Below are 20,422 nucleotides of genomic sequence, written 5' to 3'. Positions count from 1 at the left end.
ATCGTAGATTCTCCTCCTAAATTACTATATTGGAAAATTCTACTTCTGAGCACCTTTATATTTAGGGAGGATTACCACAGGGCAAAGAACAGCAACCGAATGCGAAATAACATCTTGACCTCCTTAACGAAATTCTATTTTGATTGACGGCAGTCAGAATTGAAAATACGTGCCCTGGAAGAATGAGTGATTGTGCTGGCGGTAGACTTTTAGTAGATTTTTAAAAAATTCCCCGGCCTCCGGGGGACGGAAGCCGGGGAATTCCGCCAAAGGGAAATCAATTAACCCTCTAGCGGTTTGAAAGACCGACAACCTTTTGAAGAATTTTTTCCCTTTGATCCTCATTCTTTGAGGCCAATCTCTGATTTGCAGAGATCACAACCCGTGTCGATTTATAACTCGGGTTCGGGAATTTAAGAGCCTTTAGAAAAGACGAAAACGATCCCCACAGCTTCCGTATCTTTACCTGAAGGTATCTCCCCTCTCTCATCCTCTGGAGTTCTGTCGTCGTCGGATAATGCCCAAGTTCCTGAGCAAGGCAATGATACGTTTCAATACATTGTGCCCTCCAGGAGGCGGCCCGGACATCGGCAAGTTCTTGCCCTTTTATTTTGTAGGCGATTCTCAACTTTTGCAGGTAGGGGAGGGAAATATTATTCACTTTGGCAACCACATTTAACTTTAAAAACTTCTTATAATCACTGAGGATTTTCTCCTTCGGGATTGCAAACCTTTTAACAGGCCGATAGTTAAACAATCCCATCGCGGACCCTTTGGTTAGAAGTTGTCTGACCCGCTCCCGGCTGAGTCCGACTTTCTCTCCGACTGCTCTCAAGGTTTCCAATTCCAGATAAAGTCGGTTCACTTCTATCATTTTGTCAATCACCGAAGGTTTTTCTGGTTCAGAAGACAGGTGAGGATCAGACCTGAATACAGAATGAACCTTCACTTCGATATACCTAGAAATTGGACGTCTTTCAATAATCTTCCTGATTGTTGAAGGAGAAACACCCAACTTCGAAGCAACCTTCAGAAGATCTACAGGATCTTTCACCATTTCAGTCAGTTTTAAATATGCCGGATATCCAACCTTACCTTCTGTAGAATACTTAATAGTCAGCATTCCCGCCTCCTCTTGAATCCCGGTGCGTGGCCCTGATTCCACAAACAAGTCCACGGCATGGACTAAATCACCGTGGGCTTATGGGTTCTCGACTAAATGACCGCCAGCCGTTCATTCTTAATACATACGATTATGATACTCAATATCAATATATGTACTGTACCGGATCTTATCCCTGCTGTCAAGCCCCTTAGAAAATAAATATGGATTACACAAAGGACAAAGTAATTCCTTCTATGCCGCAAATTTCAAAGACAGCTGGACCAAGTTCAGAGAGTATTGAAGCCTTCCTGTAAGGAAGGAAAACCGATTTTCCTTGACAGCTTAGGTGAAAAAAAGTTAGATATATGTGAAAAAACCGTTCTCATTCTGGAGGAGGAAATGAAAAAACTTGTTATTATGCTCATTTCTTTACCGATGGCATTGGGTCTTCTATACGCTCAACCCGTTGAGGCAAAGACGAAGAAGCCTCTAACGATCTGTCGCTGGATTAAAACATCCTGGATTTGCAGTGAAGCAACAAAAGGTCTTAAGAAGGCCAAGGCGATTCCCACCCTTGAAAAGATTTTCACTGAAGATTATGACCGCATTTGGGATGCGATGATTGCGGTGATGGAAGATAAGGGGTTGGCGGTCCATCCCCATGGCAAGATGAAGGTTAAGAAAAAAAAGGGAAGGATCAAAACCAAAGTCTTTCGTTACTTCAAGATATTCTCAGCCAAGCCCCCCGTGGTTGAACTGGACTTTCGGGATTCCTACAAGTTAAGGATCCAGAGAATAGAGGTTGAACTCCCTAAAGCCAAGGCAAAGGTCGCCTCTGCTTCCAAGGCCGATGCCAAGACTTCGGATAAGCCAGGCAAACCTGCCGATAGTAAGGTTGTAAAGGGGGAAGAAGAAGCCTCTGCTGCACCGACCGTCACCAGAGTAAAATTGACAATCAAACGAAAATTCCAGGTACACGATGATATGACAAGGAAGTGGCTTGCCGGGGATCCAGAAAAATATAAAGTCGGCTATACAACAAAATACCTGCTCGAAGCGATTGAGGCCAAATTGAAAGGTTCGGCCAAGTCGAAAAACCTGACCAACCTGATTATCACGCCACCCGTCTTTGTAAAATAAGATCCAGGCAGGATTGCCTAACCAGGAAGGGCCCTTTCTCCACTGTTATGGAAAAAGGGCCCTTCCTGGTTATACCCAATTTTAAAATATTCTCTGGAACAGAGGAGAACACAAGGACAACGCCCTGACTCTCGACTTGAACGATCTCAGACTTGCATTTCAGGGATGGGATGAGCTTGCATTTATTCGCGGTGTGATATAAGGCAGATTATTTATTTTTTCCTGAGGTAGACTCTTCTTTCTTATTAGAAGCCTTTGGTGTTGAAGATTTTTCTTTCTTTGACTCTGAGGACTTTTCCTTCTTGTCTTTTGCCTCTTTTTCCTTTTTAAGCTTTTCTTCTTTTTCCGAAACTTGCGGAAGCGTTGCCTCTGTCTCCGTCAATTCCAAAATGACCATCGGAGCCCTATCCCCATATCGGATTCTTGTCTTGATCAGCCGAGTATATCCCCCATTCCTTTCTGAAAATCGTGGTGCGATGTCTTCAAAAAGGGCAGAGACGACCCCCCGACTCATAAGATAAGCGTTGGCCAGTCTCCTGGAATGAAGATCTCCCTTTTTCCCCAAGGTAATCATTCGATCAGCAATCGCGCGAATCTCTTTCCCCTTTGCTTCTGTCGTCTCTATCCGTTCGTGACGAAGAAAAGAGGTCACGAGATTTCGATAAAGCGCTCTCCGATGAGAACCATTTCGTCCCAATTTGCGACCGGCCATACGATGGCGCATTTTATTCCCCTTCTCAAAAACCTAAAATAGAATATTTAACGGGTTATTTCCCTTCAGAGGAGATCTCCTCTTCTACCTCCATTCCAAGAGACAATCCCATCTCATGTAAGATCTCTTTGATCTCATTCAGAGACTTTCTTCCAAAATTCTTTGTTTTTAACATATCCGGCTCACTTCGCTGTACCAAGTCAGCAATCGTTCGGATACTGGCATTTTTCAGACAATTGGCCGCACGAACGGAAAGTTCCAGCTCGTGAACACTCCGGGAAAGGTTCTTATTATAATTCTTCCCTTCATCTCTCTTTGGCTCCTCGGTCTCCACTGGATCGTCAAAATTAACAAACAGACCCAAATGTTCTTTCAGGATCTGCGCCGCATGACCAAGGACATCATCAGGCCGAAGACTCCCATCTGTTTCTATCTCAAGAATGAGCTTGTCATAGTCGGTCACACGCCCAACACGGGCATTTTCTACTGAGAAATTCACCTTACGAATTGGGGAAAAAATCGCGTCAATGGGAATCACCCCAATCGCAGCTCCCTCCTCTTTGTTTCTTTCAGAAGCAACATAGCCCCGTCCATTCTTAACAACCAATGCCATGTCAATCTTTCCATCCTTGTCCAAGGTTGCGATATGGAGGTCGGGAGTCAGAATCTCAATGTCCGCATCATGCACGATATCTTTGGCGAGTACAGGGCCAGGGCCCTTTTTCTTCAAATGGATGACCTTTGACTCTCTCGCATGGAGTTTCAAACGAAGATTCTTGATGTTTAGAATAATATCGGTCACATCTTCCTTGACCCCCGGAATGGTCGAAAACTCATGAAGCACACCCTCAATCTTTACTGAAGTGACGGCAGACCCTTCAATGGATGAAAGGAGGACACGCCTCAAGGAGTTTCCAATGGTATTCCCAAAACCACGCTCAAAGGGCTCCGCGTAAAACTTTCCATAGGTATTGGAAAGCGTTTTCTTTTCAATTTCAAGCTTTTTTGGTATTTGAAAATCTTGTGTACTAATTGTCATAAGTGCCTCGCCCATTTTCCGTGGAAGCAACCTTGTTATCATCAATCTTTCAGGCTGCTTTTATTTTTAATAATTATCTCGAATAAAGCTCAACAACAAGTTGTTCATTTACAGGAAGTGCAATCTCATCTTTGCTCGGCCGGGCCTTTATCGTTCCCTTGAAATGTGCCTTGTCCAAATCCAGCCATGACGGAACATTCCGCGCACCCGCCCCTTCCAGCGCATCTTTGATCGGAAGGATCTCTCTGCTCTTCTCTCTCACCTCAACCACATCGTTGATGTCCAGGAGAAAAGACGGAATGTTGACGGGATTTCCATTGACGTAAAAATGATTCTGGCGTACCAACATTCGACTTTGCTTCCTCGAGGCGGCGAAACCCAGACGATAGGCAACATTATCAAGCCTGGACTCCAGCATTACCAACAGGTTTTCACCCGTAACACCTTTTCGTTGGTCCGCTCTATGGAAATACTGTCTGAATTGACGTTCCAACAAACCATAAATTCGCTTTAATTTCTGTTTCTCACGAAGCTGAAGGCTATACTCAGAAAACCGTTGTCGGCCCTGTCCATGCTGCCCCGGGGGATAACTTCTTCGGTCAATCGCACACTTTTCTGTCAAACAGCGGCTCCCTTTCAAAAAGAGCTTCGTCCCTTCGCGTCGGCAAAGCCTACAGGCAGGACCAATATATCTAGCCAAGAAAATACCTCCACTTCATTAAAATCATGACCCTTCTTCGTGTCTCAAGAGTCCTACACCCTTCTCCTTTTCGGAGGACGGCATCCATTATGAGGAATCGGAGTTACATCTCTTATGAGATTGACCTTCAGCCCGGCAGACTGCAGCGCGCGTATAGCCGATTCCCTTCCCGAACCAGGACCCTTCACGAAAACATCGACCTGTTTCATCCCATGTTCCATCGCCTTCTTTGCAACAACTTCGGCTGCCCGCTGTGCGGCAAAAGGAGTACTCTTACGCGATCCTTTAAAACCAAGACTTCCGGCACTCCCCCAGACAAGGACATTGCCACTCATGTCCGTAATGGTGACCAGAGTATTGTTAAACGTTGCCTGGATATGAGCGACACCCGTTTGAATATGACGCTTCTCTTTTTTCTTAGATCCTTTCTTCGTAGCCATAACAGCCTTTCCTTAATTTATGCATAAATTCATATTGAATGGGCCTTACTTTGTAAGGATCCGAGCATCTCCGCAACCCACCATGGAGAAGAAATGAGTGTTCTGAATATTTATATTACTTCTTCTTTCTCCCTACAGCTTGCTTACGACGACCTTTTCTCGTGCGTGCATTGTTCCGGGTATGCTGACCTCGTACAGGCAAACCCCTCCGATGCCGAATCCCTCGATAACAGCCAATATCCATCAAGCGCTTGATGTTCATAGAAACTTCGCGCCTGAGATCTCCTTCAACCTGATAGTCATTTTCAATGACTTCACGCAGACGGATACTCTCATCTTCACTTAAATCTTTAACCCGGGTATCATGGTCGATAGAAAGTTTTTTCAATATCTTTTTAGAAGAGGGTCGACCAATCCCTTGTATATACGTTAAACCTATTTCGACCCGCTTATCTCGCGGTAAATCAACCCCTGCTATTCGAGCCATGAACCTTCTCCATTAAAGTTAGCCCTGCCGTTGCTTATGTCGAGGATTCTCGCAAATGACACGGATTATCCCTTTTCTCTTGATAACTTTACATTTCACACAAATGGGCTTTACTGATGAACGCACTTTCATTTCAACCTCATTTCCCTAAAAAAAATTGCAACTATTTACCGCTTACGCCGCTCTCTATACGTAATCCGTCCCCTTGTTAAATCGTAGGGTGAAAGTTCTATGGTCACCGCATCACCAGGCATGATTTTGATATAGTGCATCCTCATCTTACCGGAAATATGGGCAAGAACGCGGTAGCCGTTTTCAAGTTCGACTTTAAACATCGCGTTAGGAAGGGTCTCAATAATCGTCCCCTGTACCTCAATACTTTCTTCTTTCGCCATAAAATATAATTAACCCGATGGAACGTGATCGAATACTTTTAGACCTTACTTAAAATTACGGGACCTTCTTTGGTCACCGCGATAGTATGTTCAAAATGGGCGGATAGACTTCCATCTGCAGTAACCGCCGTCCAGCGGTCTTCCAGTACTTCCACCCCGCTTTCACCCATATTGACCATAGGCTCAATGGCCAGGACCATCCCCTCACGGAGCCTGGGACCGCGGCCTTTCGGCCCGAAGTTCGGAACCTGCGGCTCTTCATGCAATGAACGGCCGATGCCATGACCGACAAAATCTCTGACCACAGAATAACCCGCCGCTTCAACATGCGTCTGTACCGCATGTGATATATCTGATAAACGCCCGCCCTCTTTCATCTGATCAATTCCGGCATAGAGTGATTCTCGTGTCACACGAATGAGTCGTTCCACTTTCTCACCCACTTCACCGACGGGAACAGTAATGGCAGAGTCACCATAAAAACCATCATAAATCGCCCCGAGGTCCATGCCGACAATATCTCCTTCTTTAATTTTTCTATCAGAGGGAATTCCGTGAACAACTTCCTCATTTATTGAGATACAAAGCGTCGCGGGATAATCCCGATAGCCCTTGAACGCTGGAATCCCGCCCCGCTCACGTATTCTCTGTTCAACAAAACCATCAAGTTCCTTTGTCGTCATGCCAGGCTCAATATAGGCCTTTAATGCCTCTAAAGACTCCGCAACGATCTGGCAGGCGGATGCCATCTTGGCCACTTCTTCTTTCGATTTTAAAATAATCATTGATCGTTCAAGGGTCGAACTCAACCTTTATTGGTCTCCATCAGAGGGTTTCCCCCTCCAGCATCAAACAGACTCAATCACACTCCACACACTTTTTGAGATCTCCGAAATCGTTCCACTGGCCTCAATATTCTGAAGATCTCCCCTTTTTTTATAATACTCGATAAGGGGTGCGGTTTCATTCTTGTAGACGCCCAATCGGGATTTAACTGTCTCGGGGCTATCATCCTTCCTCTGCATTAAGCCTGTACCACAATCGCACTGACCTTCATGCATTGGTGGGCGATAAACCAAGTGGTAAGCCTTGCCGCAGGAAGGGCAACTCCGCCGCCCTGAGATTCGTTTTATCAGGGTCTCTTCATCAACATAAAAGTTAACGACATGGTCGATCTTTTCATCTGCCTGGTCGAGGATTTCGGTTAGAGCCTCTCCCTGCCTGATCGTCCTTGGGAAACCGTCAAGGATGTAGCCCTTCCGGGCATCCTCCTCTTTGAGGCGTTCACGGATCACCTTTATGATAACCTCATCGGGAACAAGTTGACCTTTTTCAACATAGGCTTTTGCCTCCAGACCAACAGACGTCTCCTTTCGCATTGCCTCCCGAATAATGTCCCCCATCGCGATATGGGGAACGGTATACCGTTTGGACAAAACTTCCGCCTGTGTCCCTTTGCCGACACCCGGCGCTCCCAGAAAAAGAAGACGCATACAACATCCTTCGAAAAAATTCTCTTAAAAACCCCGGCCCTTCAACTTCCCTTTTTTCATAAATCCTTCATAATTGCGCGTCAGCATATGCGTTTCAATCTGCTGAGCCGTATCCATTCCCACGCCGATGACGATCAGGAGAGATGTTCCGCCAAACGCAAAAGGGACGTTAAATCGATAGATCATGATTTCAGGAGTCACCGCGACAATTGCAAGATAGACGGCCCCGGCAAACGTAATCCGCGTTAGTACCTTGTAGATGTAATCCGACGTTCTTTGGCCTGGGCGTATCCCAGGAATAAAACCACCATATTTTTTCATATTATCGGCCATATCCACCGGATTCAGAACAACGGCGGTATAAAAGAAAGCAAAAAATATAATAAGAAGTGCATAAACGAGCGTATAAAAAAGAGTTCCGGGCGAGAGATTTCTCCCGATCGCCTGAACCCAGGGAACCGCGACAAAACCTGCAATCGTCGCTGGAAAGGCAATAATAGAAGAGGCAAAGATCGGAGGGATAACGCCCGCGGTATTGATTTTCAATGGAATATGCGTGCTCTGCCCGCCGTAAATCTTTCGGCCCACCACTCTTTTCGCATATTGGACGGAGACCTTCCTCCGCCCACTTTCTAGAAAAACGATCGCAACAACAAGACCCACCATCATCACAGCAAGAAGCACCAGGAAAATAAAGCTGATCTGCCCTGCCTGGAAGAGTTGAAAGGTATTAAATACCGCAGTCGGCATTCGAACAACAATCCCGGCAAAAATGATTAAAGAGATGCCGTTCCCTATCCCTCTTTCCGTAATCTGTTCGCCCAGCCACATCAGAAATGCGGTTCCTGCCGTAATCGTAATCATCGTCATCAACCTGAAGGCCCATCCAGGATTCTGAACGAATCTCCCCTGCTCCATCCCTTCCAGTCCAATCGCTATCCCGATGGCCTGAACCAAACCGATACCAATCGTTGCAAACCGGGTATACTGCGTGATCTTCTTCCTCCCGCTCTCCCCCTCTTTTGCAAGCTTAGAAAGCGTTGGGATAACGACGGTCAGGAGTTGAAGAATAATCGAAGCAGAGATGTACGGCATGATTCCCAGGGCAAAGATGGTCAAACGGGAGAGCCCACCTCCTGAAAACATATCGAGGAAGCCCATTAACGCGCCTCCTCTATCCGTCAGAAAATTACTCAACTCTTCATTGTTTATGCCAGGCGTCGGGATATGCCCGCCCATACGATAAACAATCAGCATCATCGCGGTGAAAGCAATCCGCTGCCTTAGTTCCTCAATCCTGACAACATTCTTTAAACTGGTAAAAAAACGTTCGAGCAACCCGATCCCCTAAGAAATAATCTCAGTCCGCCCACCGGCATCCTGAATCTTTTTTGCAGCCTCCCGGCTAAACTTATGCGCAGAAATTACGAGCGGTTTACGAAGATCCCCACCGGCCAGCACCTTAATCTTCTCTTTGGCTTTCTTAATCAAACCTGCCGCTTGAAGTGCCTGCGGATCTACAATCGCGTCCGGCTCAAAGCGATCCAACCTTTCCAGATTGATGATGGTGTATTCTTTCCGGAAAATATTTGTAAAACCACGCTTGGGAACCCGACGAATCAGAGGCTGCTGGCCTCCCTCGAAACCGGGACCTTTGGTTCCTCCTGATCGGGCGGCCTGGCCTTTATGCCCCTTGCCCGATGTCTTGCCATGGCCCGAACCGGGCCCGCGGCCTATCCGCTTTTCCTTCTTCTTTGCCCCCTTTGCCGGAGCCAAATCAGATATCTTCAAGAAATCTCCTTCACATCCAAGAGATGAGAGATCTTCTCCACCATCCCCCGTATTTGTGGCGTATCTTCTCGGACGACCGTCTGGTGCATCCTTCGAAGGCCAAGCCCGGCAACAACCCGCTTATGCTTTCCAGGCCGGCCAATAAAACTTCTTCGCAATGTAATCTCTAGTTTCTTCGACACGATCACTTACTCCGGGACAGATGCATCCATCCGCCTTAATTTCATGATATCCGCAGGATCTTTCAGTTGAGTAAACCCATTTATCGTCGCACTGACCACATTGACCGGATTTCCTCCCCCAAGGCACTTGCTCAAAATATTCGATACCCCTGCCATTTCCATCACGGCCCGAACAGCCCCTCCTGCAATAATCCCGGTCCCGTCAGATGCCGGCTTCAACATAACTCTTTCCGCGCCAAACCGACCGATCACCTCAAAAGGGATCGTGGAATTCTTCAAAGGAACACGAATCAAATTCTTTTTTGCATCTTCTATGGCCTTGCGGATCGCCTCAGGAACTTCTGAAGCCTTTCCCTTCCCCGCCCCGACATGTCCCGCCCCATCGCCAACAACGACTATGGCAGAGAAAGAAAACCGCTTCCCCCCCTTAACCACCTTTGCACAGCGATTAATGAAGACGACCTTGTCCTTCAGTGTTAGACCCTCTGGACTAATTCTCTCCAATCACAACCTCCTCCCAACACCTCCAACACATCTCTGCCCTAGTACACATCAAAAAACCAAGCCACCCTCTCTGGCTGAATCGGCGAGCGCCTTAATCCGACCATGATAAATATAGCCACCCCGGTCAAAAACCACACTCTCAATATTGGCCTTTTTCGCAAGTATTGCCAGTTGGGTCCCGACTCCCTTAGCAACTTCAATTTTCCCGCCGTCCCTTGTTTCCCCCCGTCCTTTCCCCCCTTTTTCCAAGCTGGAAGAAGCAACCAGGGTTTTCCCGGAATGATCATCAACAATTTGGGCATAAATCTGATTCAAACTTCGATAGACAGAAAGCCTCGGACGGTCAGCCGTCCCCACGATTTTCCGCCGAACGCGACGATGCCGTCTCTCTCTTGCCAACCTCTTTTCTTTTGATGTGATTTCCATGAATCGTCCCTACTTCCCTGTCTTTCCTTCCTTCCGGAGGATTTTTTCGCCACGGTATCTTATTCCTTTGCCCTTATAGGGTTCAGGCTTTCTTAAGGCACGGATGTTTGCTGCAACTTGACCGACCATATATTTATCGATCCCTTTAATCGTTAAGGTTGTCTGTTTTTCCACCACGGCATCAATCCCTTTCGGGAGATCATAGTAAACCGGATGAGAATAGCCCAGGCTGAAGTTCAAAACCTTTCCCTTGAGGGCGACACGGTAGCCGACCCCTTTGATTTCAAGCACCTTCTCAAAGCCTACAGAAACCCCTTGAACCATATTATTTATTTCACTTCTGGATAGACCATGAAGGGCCTTATGCCGAGGCTCATCGGAACATCGGGAAACAAGCACACAACCCTCCTCAATCGCCACTTTTGAATCAAGGCGAATTGCGGTTTTGGCCTCTCCCTTTGGACCCTTGACATGAACCATGCCCGCATCCACCTTTACCGTGACGCCGCTTGGAATCGGAATCTTTTTTTCACCTACCCGAGACATCGATTACTCCCGTATATTACCAGACATAACAGAGGATCTCTCCTCCCAACCTGACACGCCGCGACGCACGATCTGTCATCATCCCCTTCGAGGTCGAAAGGATCGCAATACCCAAGCCCCTCTTAACATAGGGGATGGCTGCCTGCCCAACATAAACCCTTCGCCCCGGGGTACTGACCCGCTTCAAATCGGTAATCACAGATTCCTGTTTCCCGCTGTACTTAAGAAGTACCCTTATTTCACCTTTTCCCGGATCACCGGCCATCACCTTATAGGCCCGGATAAAGCCTTCTTCTTTTAGAATCCGGGCGATCTCCACCTTTTGCTTAGAAAGGGGGATATACACAATTTCATGTTTCCGCTGCTTCGCATTACGGATTCGAGTCAACATATCTGCTATTGGATCGGTCATTACATTACTCCGAGACTAAAATATCACCCATATTCCAAAACTCTGAAATTTGGAGTCCTTCCCACTCAACAAGTTGAGCGCCATAGAAATGCTACACAAAACTACCAACTCGACTTGGTAACGCCCGGAATCTCTCCTTTAAGGCTGAGCATACGGAAACAAATTCGACACATTGAAAATTTCCGCAGATAACCCCGAACCCGACCGCAAACCAGACACCGATGGTACTTTCTTACACCAAACTTGGGCGTTCTCAACGCCTTCGCAATGAGAGATTTCTTAGCCACCTTTTTCCTCTTTCGTCTTTCGGAAGGGAAAACCGAGCCCTTTTAAAAGCGCTTTTCCTTCCTTGTCATTTGTCGCCGTGGTCACGATAATAATATCCATACCATGGATTGCGGAGACATCATCATAATTAATTTCAGGAAAGATCAACTGCTCCCTGATCCCCAAGGCATAATTCCCTTTCCCATCAAATGCCTTGAATGAAATACCCCTAAAATCCCGAATCCGAGGCAAGGCCGCATACAAAAGGCGCTCAAGGAACTCATACATCCTTGATCTGCGCAAGGTCACCTTGCATCCAATCGGCATTCCAGCTCGAATCTTGAAGCCGGCAATCGACTTCTTCGCCTTTGTGATCACCGGTCTCTGACCCGTAATGATCCCCAACTCACTCACTGCAGCGTCCAGTAATTTTGAATTGGTAATCGCCAGCCCCATACCCACATTGAGGACAACCTTTTTGACTTTCGGAACCTGCATTTTATTGGCATACTGAAATTCCTTCATCATCGCCGGGTGAATTTCCCCACGATAACGATCAATCAGAGCCTCGACTTGAACTGTTTTTGCCATAATCCCATCTCTTTATTAAAACAACTCCCCAGTACAGATCCAGCCTACACCTCTTTATCCAGAACCTCTCCGCAACGACGGCAGGTCCTCATCTTCTTCCCGTCTTCCAGCCGCTTCATTCCCACACGCGCCGGCTTATTACAATTTCCACAAAGTAACATCACATTAGAGAGATGGATCCGCCCTTCTTTTTCAATGATCCCTCCCTGGGAGTTCTGCTGGTTCGGCCGGACATGTTTTTTTAAAAGATTCAACCTTTCAACAACAACGGATTCTTTATCATATAGTACGCCGAGAACCTTCCCTTCTTTCCCCTTCTCTTTCCCTGATGTGACACGAACGAGATCGCCCTTCCTGATCTTCGTTCTCACAACTGCCGCAACCTTCATCCGACTTCTCTCCTTAAATATCGCTTAGCCCCAAAGATCTAAGCCTGGAACCGGGTCCTACCCCCTAAATAACCTCAGGAGCAAGTGAAACAATCTTTGTAAACTTTTTCCGTCGAAGTTCCCGGGCAACCGGTCCAAAAATACGGGTCCCAATCGGCTCACCCTGCGGATTAATCAAGACCGCGGCATTACGGTCAAACTTGATATAGGAACCATCTTCTCTGCGGAGGCCCTTCCTCGTCCGTACAATCACCGCCTTGACGACATCACCCGTTTTAACATTTGCCTTTGGAATCGCTACCTTAACCGTCGCGACAACGATGTCTCCTATCGCCGCATAACGTTTTCTGGACCCCCCCAGAACATGGAAGCACATCAGCCTCTTCGCCCCCGAGTTATCTGCCACATCAAGCATGCTATAGATCTGTATCATTTCAAATACCCAATTCTTGAGAGAAGATCAATCTGACTACACCGCCTGGACAACAAAACATGCCTTTATGTAGCGCGCACCAAGACTTCAAGGACAACCCATTTTTTTCCCGCACTCAACGGACGGGTCTCAATGAGTTTTACCTGATCACCAACATGACAGTCATTTTTTTCGTCATGTGCCTTTAATTTCGTAGTTCTCTTGATATATTTCTTATAACGGGGTTCCTTGACAATACGATCGATCGCGACCACCACGGTCTTGTCCATCTTGTCACTGACCACCCTTCCAACAAACTCTTTTCTCTTTTTCAGCATTCTGATCCCTTTGAATCCATTATACGGAGAGGCACATCCAGAGAATTACCCTTCCTCCTGCAGCATCCGGGAAAAGGTAATCACCCTCGCAATATCTCTACGGACTTCTCTGATTCTGCATGGGTTTTCAACGTGCCCTGAAACCGCTTGAAAACGAAGATTGAACAATTCCTTTCGCAGATCCTTTTCCCTCTCGATCAGATCTTCTTTCGTGAGATCCCTTAGCTCTTTCGTATCCACTTACTGATCCTCGCGAGAAACAAATTTTGTCGCAATCGGAAGCTTGTATGCCGCCAAACGAAAAGCCCCTTTCGCTACCTCTGAAGACACACCATCCATCTCATAGAGGATACAGCCCGGCTTGACAACAGAAACCCAATACTCAGGAGCCCCCTTCCCTTTCCCCATACGCGTTTCAGCCGGCTTCTTTGTAATCGGTTTATCGGGGAAAACACGAATCCAGATCTTTCCACCACGTTTGACGTATCGCGTCATCGCGATTCTCGCCGCCTCGATCTGCCTGGCCGTCACCCAACCCGGTTCCAGGGCTTTCAGACCAAACTCACCAAAACTCAAGCTCGAACCTCGATAAGCCTTACCGGTCATCCGACCCTTCATTTTTTTTCTGAATTTTACTTTCTTCGGGGAAAGCATTATCTCCTATCTCCTCTTCCAGGCATCGCCGTCTCTTCCCGCTCCACCCCGGGAAGGATCTCGCCCCGATAGATCCAGGTCTTTACGCCTATCCGCCCCATGGTGGTTGCCGACTCCGCCACGCCATAGTCAATATCTGCCCTGAGGGTATGCAGAGGAACTCGCCCCTCCCGATACCATTCTGATCGCGCAATTTCAGCACCTCCCAGTCGCCCCGCACAGCGCACCTTAATCCCCTGGGCACCCAGACGCATGGCGGAGGCCACCGCTTTTTTCATCGCCCGACGGTACGCAATCCGCTTTTGTAATTGCATCGCAATATTCTCGGCAACCAACTGGGCATCCAATTCCGGCTTTTTTATCTCTTTAATACTGATATAGACCTGGTTTTTGGCCATTGCCTCCAGTTCAACCTTAAGCTTGTCGACCTCGGCACCCTTTCGACCAATAATAATGCCTGGCCGTGCCGTATGAAGCGTCAACTTGATTTGATTCCCCGAACGCTCAATTTCAATACGGGCAATCCCTGCATGAAAAAGCTTTTTCTTGACAATCTTCCGAATCCCCAGGTCTTCATGAAGAAGCTTGGAGTAGTCCTTCTCAGCGTACCACCTGGAACTCCACGTCTTGATATACCCCAACCTAAATCCGTAAGGATGGACTTTCTGTCCCATTACTTCTCCTTTTGAGAATCTGCGTCTTTCTTTTTCTTAGGAAGCGCCTTCTTAGGAGGCGCTTCCTTTTTAGAAACCACTGGCTTTTTAGTAGCCGTCTCTTTTTTAGGGGAAACCACTTTTTTTGAAGCAGGCGCTTTTTTAGATACACCGCCCTTTCCAGAATCACTCCCCTTTTTAGAGGCAACCTCTTTCTTGGATATAGTATCTTTTTTCGGAGCAGCCTTTTTCCCGGAAGCTGGACTTTTCCGGGAAGTTGCCGTTTTTTTAACAGGAGCCGTTTTTTTCTGTTTCACCGGCGCAGAAGTGGCCTTTCGATCCTTTTTCGCCGCCTCTTCTCCAGAGAGAACCAGCGTGATGTGACTGGTCCTCTTCAAAATCGTATTCGCCCGCCCCATCGCTCTCGGCCGCATCCTCTTCATCGTCGGCCCGCAGTCAACAAAGACCCTAGAAATCTTAAGGGTATCGACATCTCCCATTTCTTTTTGAGATGCATTCGCGACGGCAGACTTTAAGATCTTCTCGATGATCATCGCACCCCGCCTTGGCGTAAACTTTAATATCGTAAACGCTTCCTCAGCATTCTTCCCGCGAACCAAGTCGGCCACGAGTCTCGCCTTTCTAGGCGCAATACGAATATACCTTAGAATTACTTTTGCTTCCATGCTTCTAACTCACTCTATCCAAAACAGAACATTAGATCCAAAAAGACGATAGGAGCCCACTTCGGAAAGTTACTTTAAGGCGCTTGCTTTCTCTGTCCTAGCATGCCCATGGCCTTTAAAGAATCGGGTCGGGGAAAACTCTCCCAATTTATGGCCTACCATATTTTCAGTGATATACACGGGGATAAACTTCTTCCCGTTATGAACCGCCATCGTATGTCCGATCATTTCCGGAATAATCGTAGAACGCCTCGACCAGGTCTTAATGATCTTTCGGTCATTGGACGCATTCATCTTGGAAACCTTCTTGGCCAAATGTTCATCCACAAACGGCCCCTTTTTTAATGATCTCGGCATTGCCTTCCCCTAGTTGATGCAGTCAGCCTTCAACGACGCAGGCTACTTCCTCTTACGCTTACGAACAATAAACTTGTCGGTCTCTTTTCTCCGGCGGGTTTTAAACCCTTTTGCAAGTTGCCCCCATGGTGAAACCGGATGCGGGTTTCCTTGACCCGCCTTCCCTTCTCCTCCACCATGCGGATGATCGACAGGGTTCATCGCTACCCCCCGAACATGGGGACGCCGCCCCAACCACCTTCGCCTTCCAGCTTTTCCGTAAGAATAGTTCCCGTGATCAATATTTCCCACCTGGCCGAGTGTGGCCATACAGTCCAGACGAATCAAGCGAATTTCACCGGATTTCATCCGGATATTCGCAAAGGGTTTTTCCTTTGCCATCAACTGAGCTGAAGTTCCAGCACCCCGAATCAACTGGCCCCCTTTTCCCTTCTTAAGCTCTAAATTATGGATAGTGCTCCCCACTGGGATATTCTCAAGAGGAAGGGCACACCCAACCTTAATCTCCGCGTCCGGGCCGGAGGTAACACGATCATCCACCTTCAAGCCAACAGGCGCAATAATATATCGCTTTTCACCATCAACATAAAACAAAAGAGCAATCCGCGCGGAGCGGTTAGGGTCATACTCAATCGCTGCAACCCTGGCCGGAATTCCAAACTTATCCCGTTTGAAATCGATGATACGATATGCGCGCTTATGCCCTCCACCTCGATGGCGGATCGTCATCTTTCCCCGGTTGTTTCTTCCACCAGAGGAATGGACTGCTCGAAGGAGACTCTTCTCGGGCCTCGACTTTGTAATCTCGTCGAAAGTCAATCCCATCGCCGCACGACGCCCCGGAGAGGTCGGTTTATATTTTTTTACGCCCATTTTATTACGCGCTCATCTTTTCTTGTCGAATGAGAAATCTATCCCTCGAAAAGATCAAGCTTCTCACCTTTCTTTAAAGTAACGATCGCTTTTTTCCAGTCACGCCGCTTTCCAACAAAACGATTGAGACGCTTCGTCTTCCCAATCATATTAATAATGTGAACCTTGTCGACCTTGACGTTCAAGATCGCTTCAATCGCCTGCTTCACCTCTCTTCTGTTTGCTTCACGGCGCACAACAAAGCACACTTTATTGTAATTCTCCCGTAACGAGGTACTCTTTTCTGTTAAAAGAGGGCGAACAATAAGATCATGCGGATTCATGGGTCCCCCATACCTCGACCAGCCTGGAAATATCGCGCTGCGTTGTCAGAAGCGTATCGGCCAGGATGAGGTCATAAACATTCAGTTGACGAACTTCCAGCAGGTGGACATTGGGAAGATTTCCAATCATTCGATTGAGATCGTCCTGCTTTTGAGAAGTAAGCACCAGAATCCTTCCACTCAAGTCAAGCTTCTTAAGAAGAAGCGCCATGGTCCGTGTTTTTGCTTCTGTAAAGATAAACTCCTCCAGAACGACAAGGCCTTCCTCCTGCACCTTAGAGGCCAGCGCTGAATAAAGGGCCGCCCTTGCCTTCTTTTTTGGCATCGAGTAGGCATAGCTTCGGGGTCTTGGCCCAAAAACAGTCCCACCTCCCCGCCAGAGTGGAGATCGATTAGACCCGGCTCGTGCGCGCCCCGTTCCTTTCTGCTTCCATGGCTTTCTTCCTCCACCACGGATCAGACCTTTTGTTTTTGTCGCGGCCGTCCCCTGCCGTCTCGAAGCAAGATGCAACTGCACCGCTTCATGTAGGAGTGGCTTCGAAACCTTACCGCCGAAAACACGATCATCCAAAGGCATCGATCCTGTCTTCTTATTATGATGATTCTTAATCTCTACTTCCGGCATTACACGTCCTAATCTAAAGATCCATTCCTGTTAACGTAACTCTTATTTTTTCTTGCCGCCCCTGACAACAACCTCTTTCTTTACCTTCCCCTTGACCGACTTGCGTATCATGACCACCCCCTTGCTTCCTCCGGGGACGGATCCCCTCACAAAAACAAGGTTTTCTGCAACACGGACCTCGACCACCTCTAAACCCTGCGTTGTCACACGCTTATTCCCCATTTGTCCCGGCATACCTTTATTTTTCCAAACCCGCGACGGAGAGGCACACTGTCCGACAGATCCCGTAGAACGATGAAACATCGAACCATGACTCGCCGGCCCACCTCGATAATTGTGTCTCTTCATGACACCCTGGAAGCCTTTTCCCTTGGAAACTCCGGTGATATCTACATATTCCCCTTTTTCAAAAATTTCCGCAGTAAGGGTCTGACCTACACTCAATCCGCTCATGTCCCCGCCAAATTCCCTCAAAATCCGAGAAGGCTGAACACCCGCCTTTTTATAATGTCCTCGGGATGGCTTCGTGACACGGTGCTCTTTCACCTCATCAAACGAAAGTTGCGCCCCTGCATACCCTTCTTTTTCGGCGGTCTTCAACTGAACAACCTTACACGGTCCAACCTCCAGCACTGTAACCGGAACCAAGCGGCCTGCCTCAGAGTAGACTTGAGTCATGCCCAATTTATGTGCGATTAATCCGTTAACCATTGTTACATCTTCCCTTTAAAGTTTGATCTCCACATTGACACCCGCCGAAAGATTCAGCTTCATCAGCGCATCAACGGTGTCAGGGGTCGGTTCCAATATGTCAATCAAGCGTTTATGCGTGCGTATCTCAAACTGCTCTCTTGATTTTTTATCAACATGAGGCGATTTAAGAACTGTATATTTTGCGATTTTCGTCGGCAGAGGAATTGGACCCGCAATCTTCGCACCCGTTCTTTTCACCGTCTCGACAATCTCGCCAACCGATTGATCAAGGAGACGGTAATCATATGCCTTCAAACGAACTCGTATCTTCTGACTCACAAACACCCACCTTTTCTAACGAACTTCCCCATAGACAATCGAATTTCTACTTAATGATCTGAGTGATGACACCGGCACCAACCGTCCGTCCGCCTTCCCGTATCGCAAAACGCAATCCTTCCTGCATCGCGATCGGCATGATCAATTCCACTTCCATCGTGACGTTATCTCCAGGCATCACCATCTCAACGCCTTCCGCCAACTTCGAAACCCCTGTCACATCCGTTGTCCGAAGGTAAAACTGAGGCCGGTATCCGTTAAAAAACGGGGTGTGGCGTCCGCCTTCATCTTTTGTCAGGATATAGGCTTCCGCCTTGAAGACCGTGTGCGGCGTGATGGTTTTCGGTGCCGCCAAGACCATCCCCCGCTCTACTTCTTCCTTCTTTGTTCCTCGAAGCAAGATCCCAACGTTGTCTCCCGCCTGCCCCTCATCCAATATCTTACGGAACATCTCAACCCCGGTCACGATGGTCTTCCGGGTTTCTTTCACCCCGACGATCTCGATCTCATCTCCAACTTTCACGATGCCTTTTTCGATCCGCCCCGTCACGACGGTCCCGCGTCCGCTGATTGAAAATACGTCTTCGATCGGCATGATAAAGGGCTTGTCGATCTCCCGCTTCGGCGTGGGGATGTAGCTGTCGACGGCTTCCATTAATTTCGCGATCGACTCTTCTCCCATTTCCCCTTTGTCCCCTTCCAGGGCTTTCAAAGCGGACCCGACCACGATCGGGATGTCATCTCCCGGAAATTCATACTTCGACAACAAATCCCGGACTTCCAATTCCACCAGCTCCAGCAATTCTTTGTCGTCCACCTGGTCTGCTTTGTTCATGTAGACAACGATATACGGAACCCCAACCTGCCGCGCCAGTAGGATATGCTCCCGTGTCTGGGGCATCGGCCCGTCTGCTGCAGAGACGACCAGCACCGCCCCGTCCATTTGCGCCGCCCCCGTGATCATGTTCTTCACGTAGTCCGCGTGCCCGGGACAGTCTACATGCGCATAGTGCCGATTGTCCGTCTCATACTCCACATGGGCAATCGCGATGGTGATCCCTCGATCTCGCTCTTCAGGGGCCTTGTCTATCGAGTCATACGCCAGGTACTCCGCGCCACCCTTCGCTGCCAGGACCTTCGTGATCGCTGAGGTCAGTGTCGTCTTCCCATGATCCACATGCCCGATCGTCCCGATATTAATATGAGGCTTCGTTCGCTCAAATTTAGCCTTCGCCATCTATTCGCTCCTCCTTCTTCCGTCCACAAAACAATCTAATCCATGCAATTAAAACACTTGGAGCCCTCGACCGGAATTGAACCGGTGACCTCATCCTTACCAAGGATGTGCTCTACCAACTGAGCTACAAGGGCAACGCTGCTCTTCCCGGTTAATGACAGAACGAAGCCTGACCACTCCAAATTCCGACAATACGAACTACATACCTGGAGCGGGAAACGGGATTCGAACCCGCGACATCCAGCTTGGAAGGCTAGCGCTCTACCAACTGAGCTATTCCCGCATCGAACTTCTTCTCAAGTAAGCCCGGCTTCCAACCCCTTGATTGAAAAAAACACAACAAGGGGACAACTTATCAAAAAAAGATGCCCCTGGTGGGGAGAGGAGGATTCGAACCTCCGAAGCCCATAGGCGACAGATTTACAGTCTGTTCCCTTTGTCCACTCGGGTACCTCCCCAGTCGGAGAAAACCTTCCAAAACCAGTAACAACTCAGCCTGCCCCTCTTTGGCTTCGCGAGACCTATTCCTCCATCGCAGCGATGCTGTGGCACTCGAATCCTCGCATAGCAACACTATACGCTGTGGTTCTGCGCTCTTCACGCCTCGCCCTGG

The 20,422-nt window shown here is 48.0% G+C and carries 34 protein-coding genes and 3 tRNA genes; 1 reads left to right on the top strand and 36 read right to left on the bottom strand.

Annotated features, from left to right (window positions below):
• Positions 1–289: 289 nt before the first annotated feature.
• Positions 290–1,123 (bottom strand): hypothetical protein, encoded by an 834-nt coding sequence (locus EYQ01_03395; protein ID HIE64858.1) that lies wholly within the window; start codon positions 1,121–1,123, stop codon positions 290–292.
• 381 nt (positions 1,124–1,504) lie between these two features.
• Between EYQ01_03395 and EYQ01_03390 the strand changes: the two genes are divergently transcribed.
• Positions 1,505–2,245 (top strand): hypothetical protein, encoded by a 741-nt coding sequence (locus tag EYQ01_03390; protein HIE64857.1) that lies wholly within the window; start codon positions 1,505–1,507, stop codon positions 2,243–2,245.
• Positions 2,246–2,453: 208 nt separating this feature from the next.
• On the opposite strand, the gene EYQ01_03385 is transcribed toward EYQ01_03390, so the two are convergent.
• From EYQ01_03385 to EYQ01_03215, 35 genes are all read right to left on the bottom strand, one after another.
• Positions 2,454–2,969, bottom strand: coding sequence for a 50S ribosomal protein L17 (locus EYQ01_03385; protein HIE64856.1), 516 nt, complete (start codon positions 2,967–2,969; stop codon positions 2,454–2,456).
• A gap of 43 nt (positions 2,970–3,012) precedes the next feature.
• The gene (locus tag EYQ01_03380; protein ID HIE64855.1) at positions 3,013–3,996 is read right to left on the bottom strand and encodes a DNA-directed RNA polymerase subunit alpha; all 984 of its coding nucleotides are present in this window, start codon (positions 3,994–3,996) and stop codon (positions 3,013–3,015) included.
• A 73-nt stretch (positions 3,997–4,069) separates the two neighbouring features.
• Positions 4,070–4,696, bottom strand: a complete 627-nt coding sequence (gene rpsD / locus EYQ01_03375; GenBank protein ID HIE64854.1) for a 30S ribosomal protein S4 — start codon at positions 4,694–4,696, stop codon at positions 4,070–4,072.
• A gap of 53 nt (positions 4,697–4,749) precedes the next feature.
• A complete protein-coding gene (gene rpsK, locus EYQ01_03370; protein HIE64853.1) occupies positions 4,750–5,136 on the bottom strand; it encodes a 30S ribosomal protein S11 in 387 nt (128 codons plus the stop codon).
• 115 nt (positions 5,137–5,251) lie between these two features.
• Positions 5,252–5,623, bottom strand: a complete 372-nt coding sequence (gene rpsM, locus EYQ01_03365) for a 30S ribosomal protein S13 (GenBank protein HIE64852.1) — start codon at positions 5,621–5,623, stop codon at positions 5,252–5,254.
• Positions 5,624–5,641: 18 nt separating this feature from the next.
• Complete coding sequence (gene rpmJ / locus EYQ01_03360; GenBank protein ID HIE64851.1) at positions 5,642–5,755, bottom strand: 50S ribosomal protein L36; 114 nt, start codon at positions 5,753–5,755, stop codon at positions 5,642–5,644.
• Positions 5,756–5,790: 35 nt separating this feature from the next.
• On the bottom strand, positions 5,791–6,018 hold the full coding sequence (infA, locus tag EYQ01_03355) for a translation initiation factor IF-1 (protein HIE64850.1): 228 nt from the start codon (positions 6,016–6,018) through the stop codon (positions 5,791–5,793).
• A gap of 38 nt (positions 6,019–6,056) precedes the next feature.
• A complete protein-coding gene (gene map / locus EYQ01_03350) occupies positions 6,057–6,803 on the bottom strand; it encodes a type I methionyl aminopeptidase (GenBank protein ID HIE64849.1) in 747 nt (248 codons plus the stop codon).
• A gap of 63 nt (positions 6,804–6,866) precedes the next feature.
• Complete coding sequence (locus tag EYQ01_03345; protein HIE64848.1) at positions 6,867–7,511, bottom strand: adenylate kinase; 645 nt, start codon at positions 7,509–7,511, stop codon at positions 6,867–6,869.
• A 24-nt stretch (positions 7,512–7,535) separates the two neighbouring features.
• On the bottom strand, positions 7,536–8,849 hold the full coding sequence (gene secY / locus EYQ01_03340) for a preprotein translocase subunit SecY (GenBank protein HIE64847.1): 1,314 nt from the start codon (positions 8,847–8,849) through the stop codon (positions 7,536–7,538).
• Between the two features lie 9 nt (positions 8,850–8,858).
• On the bottom strand, positions 8,859–9,302 hold the full coding sequence (locus EYQ01_03335; GenBank protein HIE64846.1) for a 50S ribosomal protein L15: 444 nt from the start codon (positions 9,300–9,302) through the stop codon (positions 8,859–8,861).
• Positions 9,299–9,484: a 50S ribosomal protein L30 gene (gene rpmD, locus EYQ01_03330; GenBank protein HIE64845.1), complete on the bottom strand. Its 186-nt coding sequence runs from the start codon at positions 9,482–9,484 to the stop codon at positions 9,299–9,301. The genes EYQ01_03335 and rpmD overlap by 4 nt, the downstream gene beginning before the upstream one ends.
• A gap of 6 nt (positions 9,485–9,490) precedes the next feature.
• Complete coding sequence (locus EYQ01_03325; GenBank protein HIE64844.1) at positions 9,491–9,988, bottom strand: 30S ribosomal protein S5; 498 nt, start codon at positions 9,986–9,988, stop codon at positions 9,491–9,493.
• A gap of 48 nt (positions 9,989–10,036) precedes the next feature.
• Positions 10,037–10,414 (bottom strand): 50S ribosomal protein L18, encoded by a 378-nt coding sequence (locus EYQ01_03320; GenBank protein ID HIE64843.1) that lies wholly within the window; start codon positions 10,412–10,414, stop codon positions 10,037–10,039.
• A 9-nt stretch (positions 10,415–10,423) separates the two neighbouring features.
• Positions 10,424–10,960, bottom strand: a complete 537-nt coding sequence (locus tag EYQ01_03315; GenBank protein ID HIE64842.1) for a 50S ribosomal protein L6 — start codon at positions 10,958–10,960, stop codon at positions 10,424–10,426.
• A gap of 16 nt (positions 10,961–10,976) precedes the next feature.
• The gene (gene rpsH / locus EYQ01_03310) at positions 10,977–11,372 is read right to left on the bottom strand and encodes a 30S ribosomal protein S8 (GenBank protein HIE64841.1); all 396 of its coding nucleotides are present in this window, start codon (positions 11,370–11,372) and stop codon (positions 10,977–10,979) included.
• 101 nt (positions 11,373–11,473) lie between these two features.
• Positions 11,474–11,659 carry a type Z 30S ribosomal protein S14 gene (locus tag EYQ01_03305; GenBank protein ID HIE64840.1) on the bottom strand — a complete coding sequence of 62 codons (186 nt, stop codon included), beginning with the start codon at positions 11,657–11,659 and terminating at the stop codon, positions 11,474–11,476.
• Positions 11,652–12,230: a 50S ribosomal protein L5 gene (rplE, locus tag EYQ01_03300; protein HIE64839.1), complete on the bottom strand. Its 579-nt coding sequence runs from the start codon at positions 12,228–12,230 to the stop codon at positions 11,652–11,654. Before rplE ends, EYQ01_03305 begins: the two co-directional genes overlap by 8 nt.
• Positions 12,231–12,274: 44 nt before the next feature.
• Positions 12,275–12,619 carry a 50S ribosomal protein L24 gene (locus tag EYQ01_03295; protein ID HIE64838.1) on the bottom strand — a complete coding sequence of 115 codons (345 nt, stop codon included), beginning with the start codon at positions 12,617–12,619 and terminating at the stop codon, positions 12,275–12,277.
• 64 nt (positions 12,620–12,683) lie between these two features.
• The gene (gene rplN, locus EYQ01_03290; GenBank protein ID HIE64837.1) at positions 12,684–13,052 is read right to left on the bottom strand and encodes a 50S ribosomal protein L14; all 369 of its coding nucleotides are present in this window, start codon (positions 13,050–13,052) and stop codon (positions 12,684–12,686) included.
• A 65-nt stretch (positions 13,053–13,117) separates the two neighbouring features.
• Positions 13,118–13,369, bottom strand: coding sequence for a 30S ribosomal protein S17 (gene rpsQ / locus EYQ01_03285; GenBank protein HIE64836.1), 252 nt, complete (start codon positions 13,367–13,369; stop codon positions 13,118–13,120).
• Between the two features lie 45 nt (positions 13,370–13,414).
• Positions 13,415–13,609, bottom strand: a complete 195-nt coding sequence (locus tag EYQ01_03280; protein ID HIE64835.1) for a 50S ribosomal protein L29 — start codon at positions 13,607–13,609, stop codon at positions 13,415–13,417.
• Positions 13,610–14,023, bottom strand: a complete 414-nt coding sequence (gene rplP, locus EYQ01_03275) for a 50S ribosomal protein L16 (protein HIE64834.1) — start codon at positions 14,021–14,023, stop codon at positions 13,610–13,612. It abuts the gene before it with no gap.
• Positions 14,023–14,697: a 30S ribosomal protein S3 gene (gene rpsC, locus EYQ01_03270; GenBank protein ID HIE64833.1), complete on the bottom strand. Its 675-nt coding sequence runs from the start codon at positions 14,695–14,697 to the stop codon at positions 14,023–14,025. The genes rplP and rpsC overlap by 1 nt, the downstream gene beginning before the upstream one ends.
• Positions 14,697–15,362: a 50S ribosomal protein L22 gene (locus tag EYQ01_03265; GenBank protein ID HIE64832.1), complete on the bottom strand. Its 666-nt coding sequence runs from the start codon at positions 15,360–15,362 to the stop codon at positions 14,697–14,699. The genes rpsC and EYQ01_03265 overlap by 1 nt, the downstream gene beginning before the upstream one ends.
• Positions 15,363–15,431: 69 nt before the next feature.
• Positions 15,432–15,719, bottom strand: a complete 288-nt coding sequence (rpsS, locus tag EYQ01_03260; protein ID HIE64831.1) for a 30S ribosomal protein S19 — start codon at positions 15,717–15,719, stop codon at positions 15,432–15,434.
• Between the two features lie 42 nt (positions 15,720–15,761).
• Complete coding sequence (gene rplB / locus EYQ01_03255) at positions 15,762–16,592, bottom strand: 50S ribosomal protein L2 (protein HIE64830.1); 831 nt, start codon at positions 16,590–16,592, stop codon at positions 15,762–15,764.
• A 38-nt stretch (positions 16,593–16,630) separates the two neighbouring features.
• Positions 16,631–16,915 carry a 50S ribosomal protein L23 gene (locus EYQ01_03250; GenBank protein HIE64829.1) on the bottom strand — a complete coding sequence of 95 codons (285 nt, stop codon included), beginning with the start codon at positions 16,913–16,915 and terminating at the stop codon, positions 16,631–16,633.
• Positions 16,902–17,540, bottom strand: coding sequence for a 50S ribosomal protein L4 (gene rplD, locus EYQ01_03245; protein ID HIE64828.1), 639 nt, complete (start codon positions 17,538–17,540; stop codon positions 16,902–16,904). The genes EYQ01_03250 and rplD overlap by 14 nt, the downstream gene beginning before the upstream one ends.
• A 42-nt stretch (positions 17,541–17,582) precedes the next feature.
• Positions 17,583–18,251 carry a 50S ribosomal protein L3 gene (locus tag EYQ01_03240; GenBank protein HIE64827.1) on the bottom strand — a complete coding sequence of 223 codons (669 nt, stop codon included), beginning with the start codon at positions 18,249–18,251 and terminating at the stop codon, positions 17,583–17,585.
• Between the two features lie 15 nt (positions 18,252–18,266).
• Positions 18,267–18,572 carry a 30S ribosomal protein S10 gene (rpsJ, locus tag EYQ01_03235; GenBank protein HIE64826.1) on the bottom strand — a complete coding sequence of 102 codons (306 nt, stop codon included), beginning with the start codon at positions 18,570–18,572 and terminating at the stop codon, positions 18,267–18,269.
• Positions 18,573–18,618: 46 nt separating this feature from the next.
• Complete coding sequence (gene tuf, locus EYQ01_03230; protein HIE64825.1) at positions 18,619–19,809, bottom strand: elongation factor Tu; 1,191 nt, start codon at positions 19,807–19,809, stop codon at positions 18,619–18,621.
• A gap of 58 nt (positions 19,810–19,867) precedes the next feature.
• Positions 19,868–19,943, bottom strand: a tRNA-Thr gene (locus tag EYQ01_03225).
• 73 nt (positions 19,944–20,016) lie between these two features.
• Positions 20,017–20,092, bottom strand: a tRNA-Gly gene (locus EYQ01_03220).
• A gap of 89 nt (positions 20,093–20,181) precedes the next feature.
• Positions 20,182–20,267: transfer RNA gene (locus EYQ01_03215), tRNA-Tyr, on the bottom strand.
• Positions 20,268–20,422 lie beyond the last annotated feature (155 nt).

It is taken from the genome of Candidatus Manganitrophaceae bacterium (assembly GCA_012960925.1).
Lineage (GTDB): Bacteria > Nitrospirota > Nitrospiria > SBBL01 > JAADHI01 > DUAG01.
This window is presented reverse-complemented; position numbering and strand designations above follow the sequence as displayed.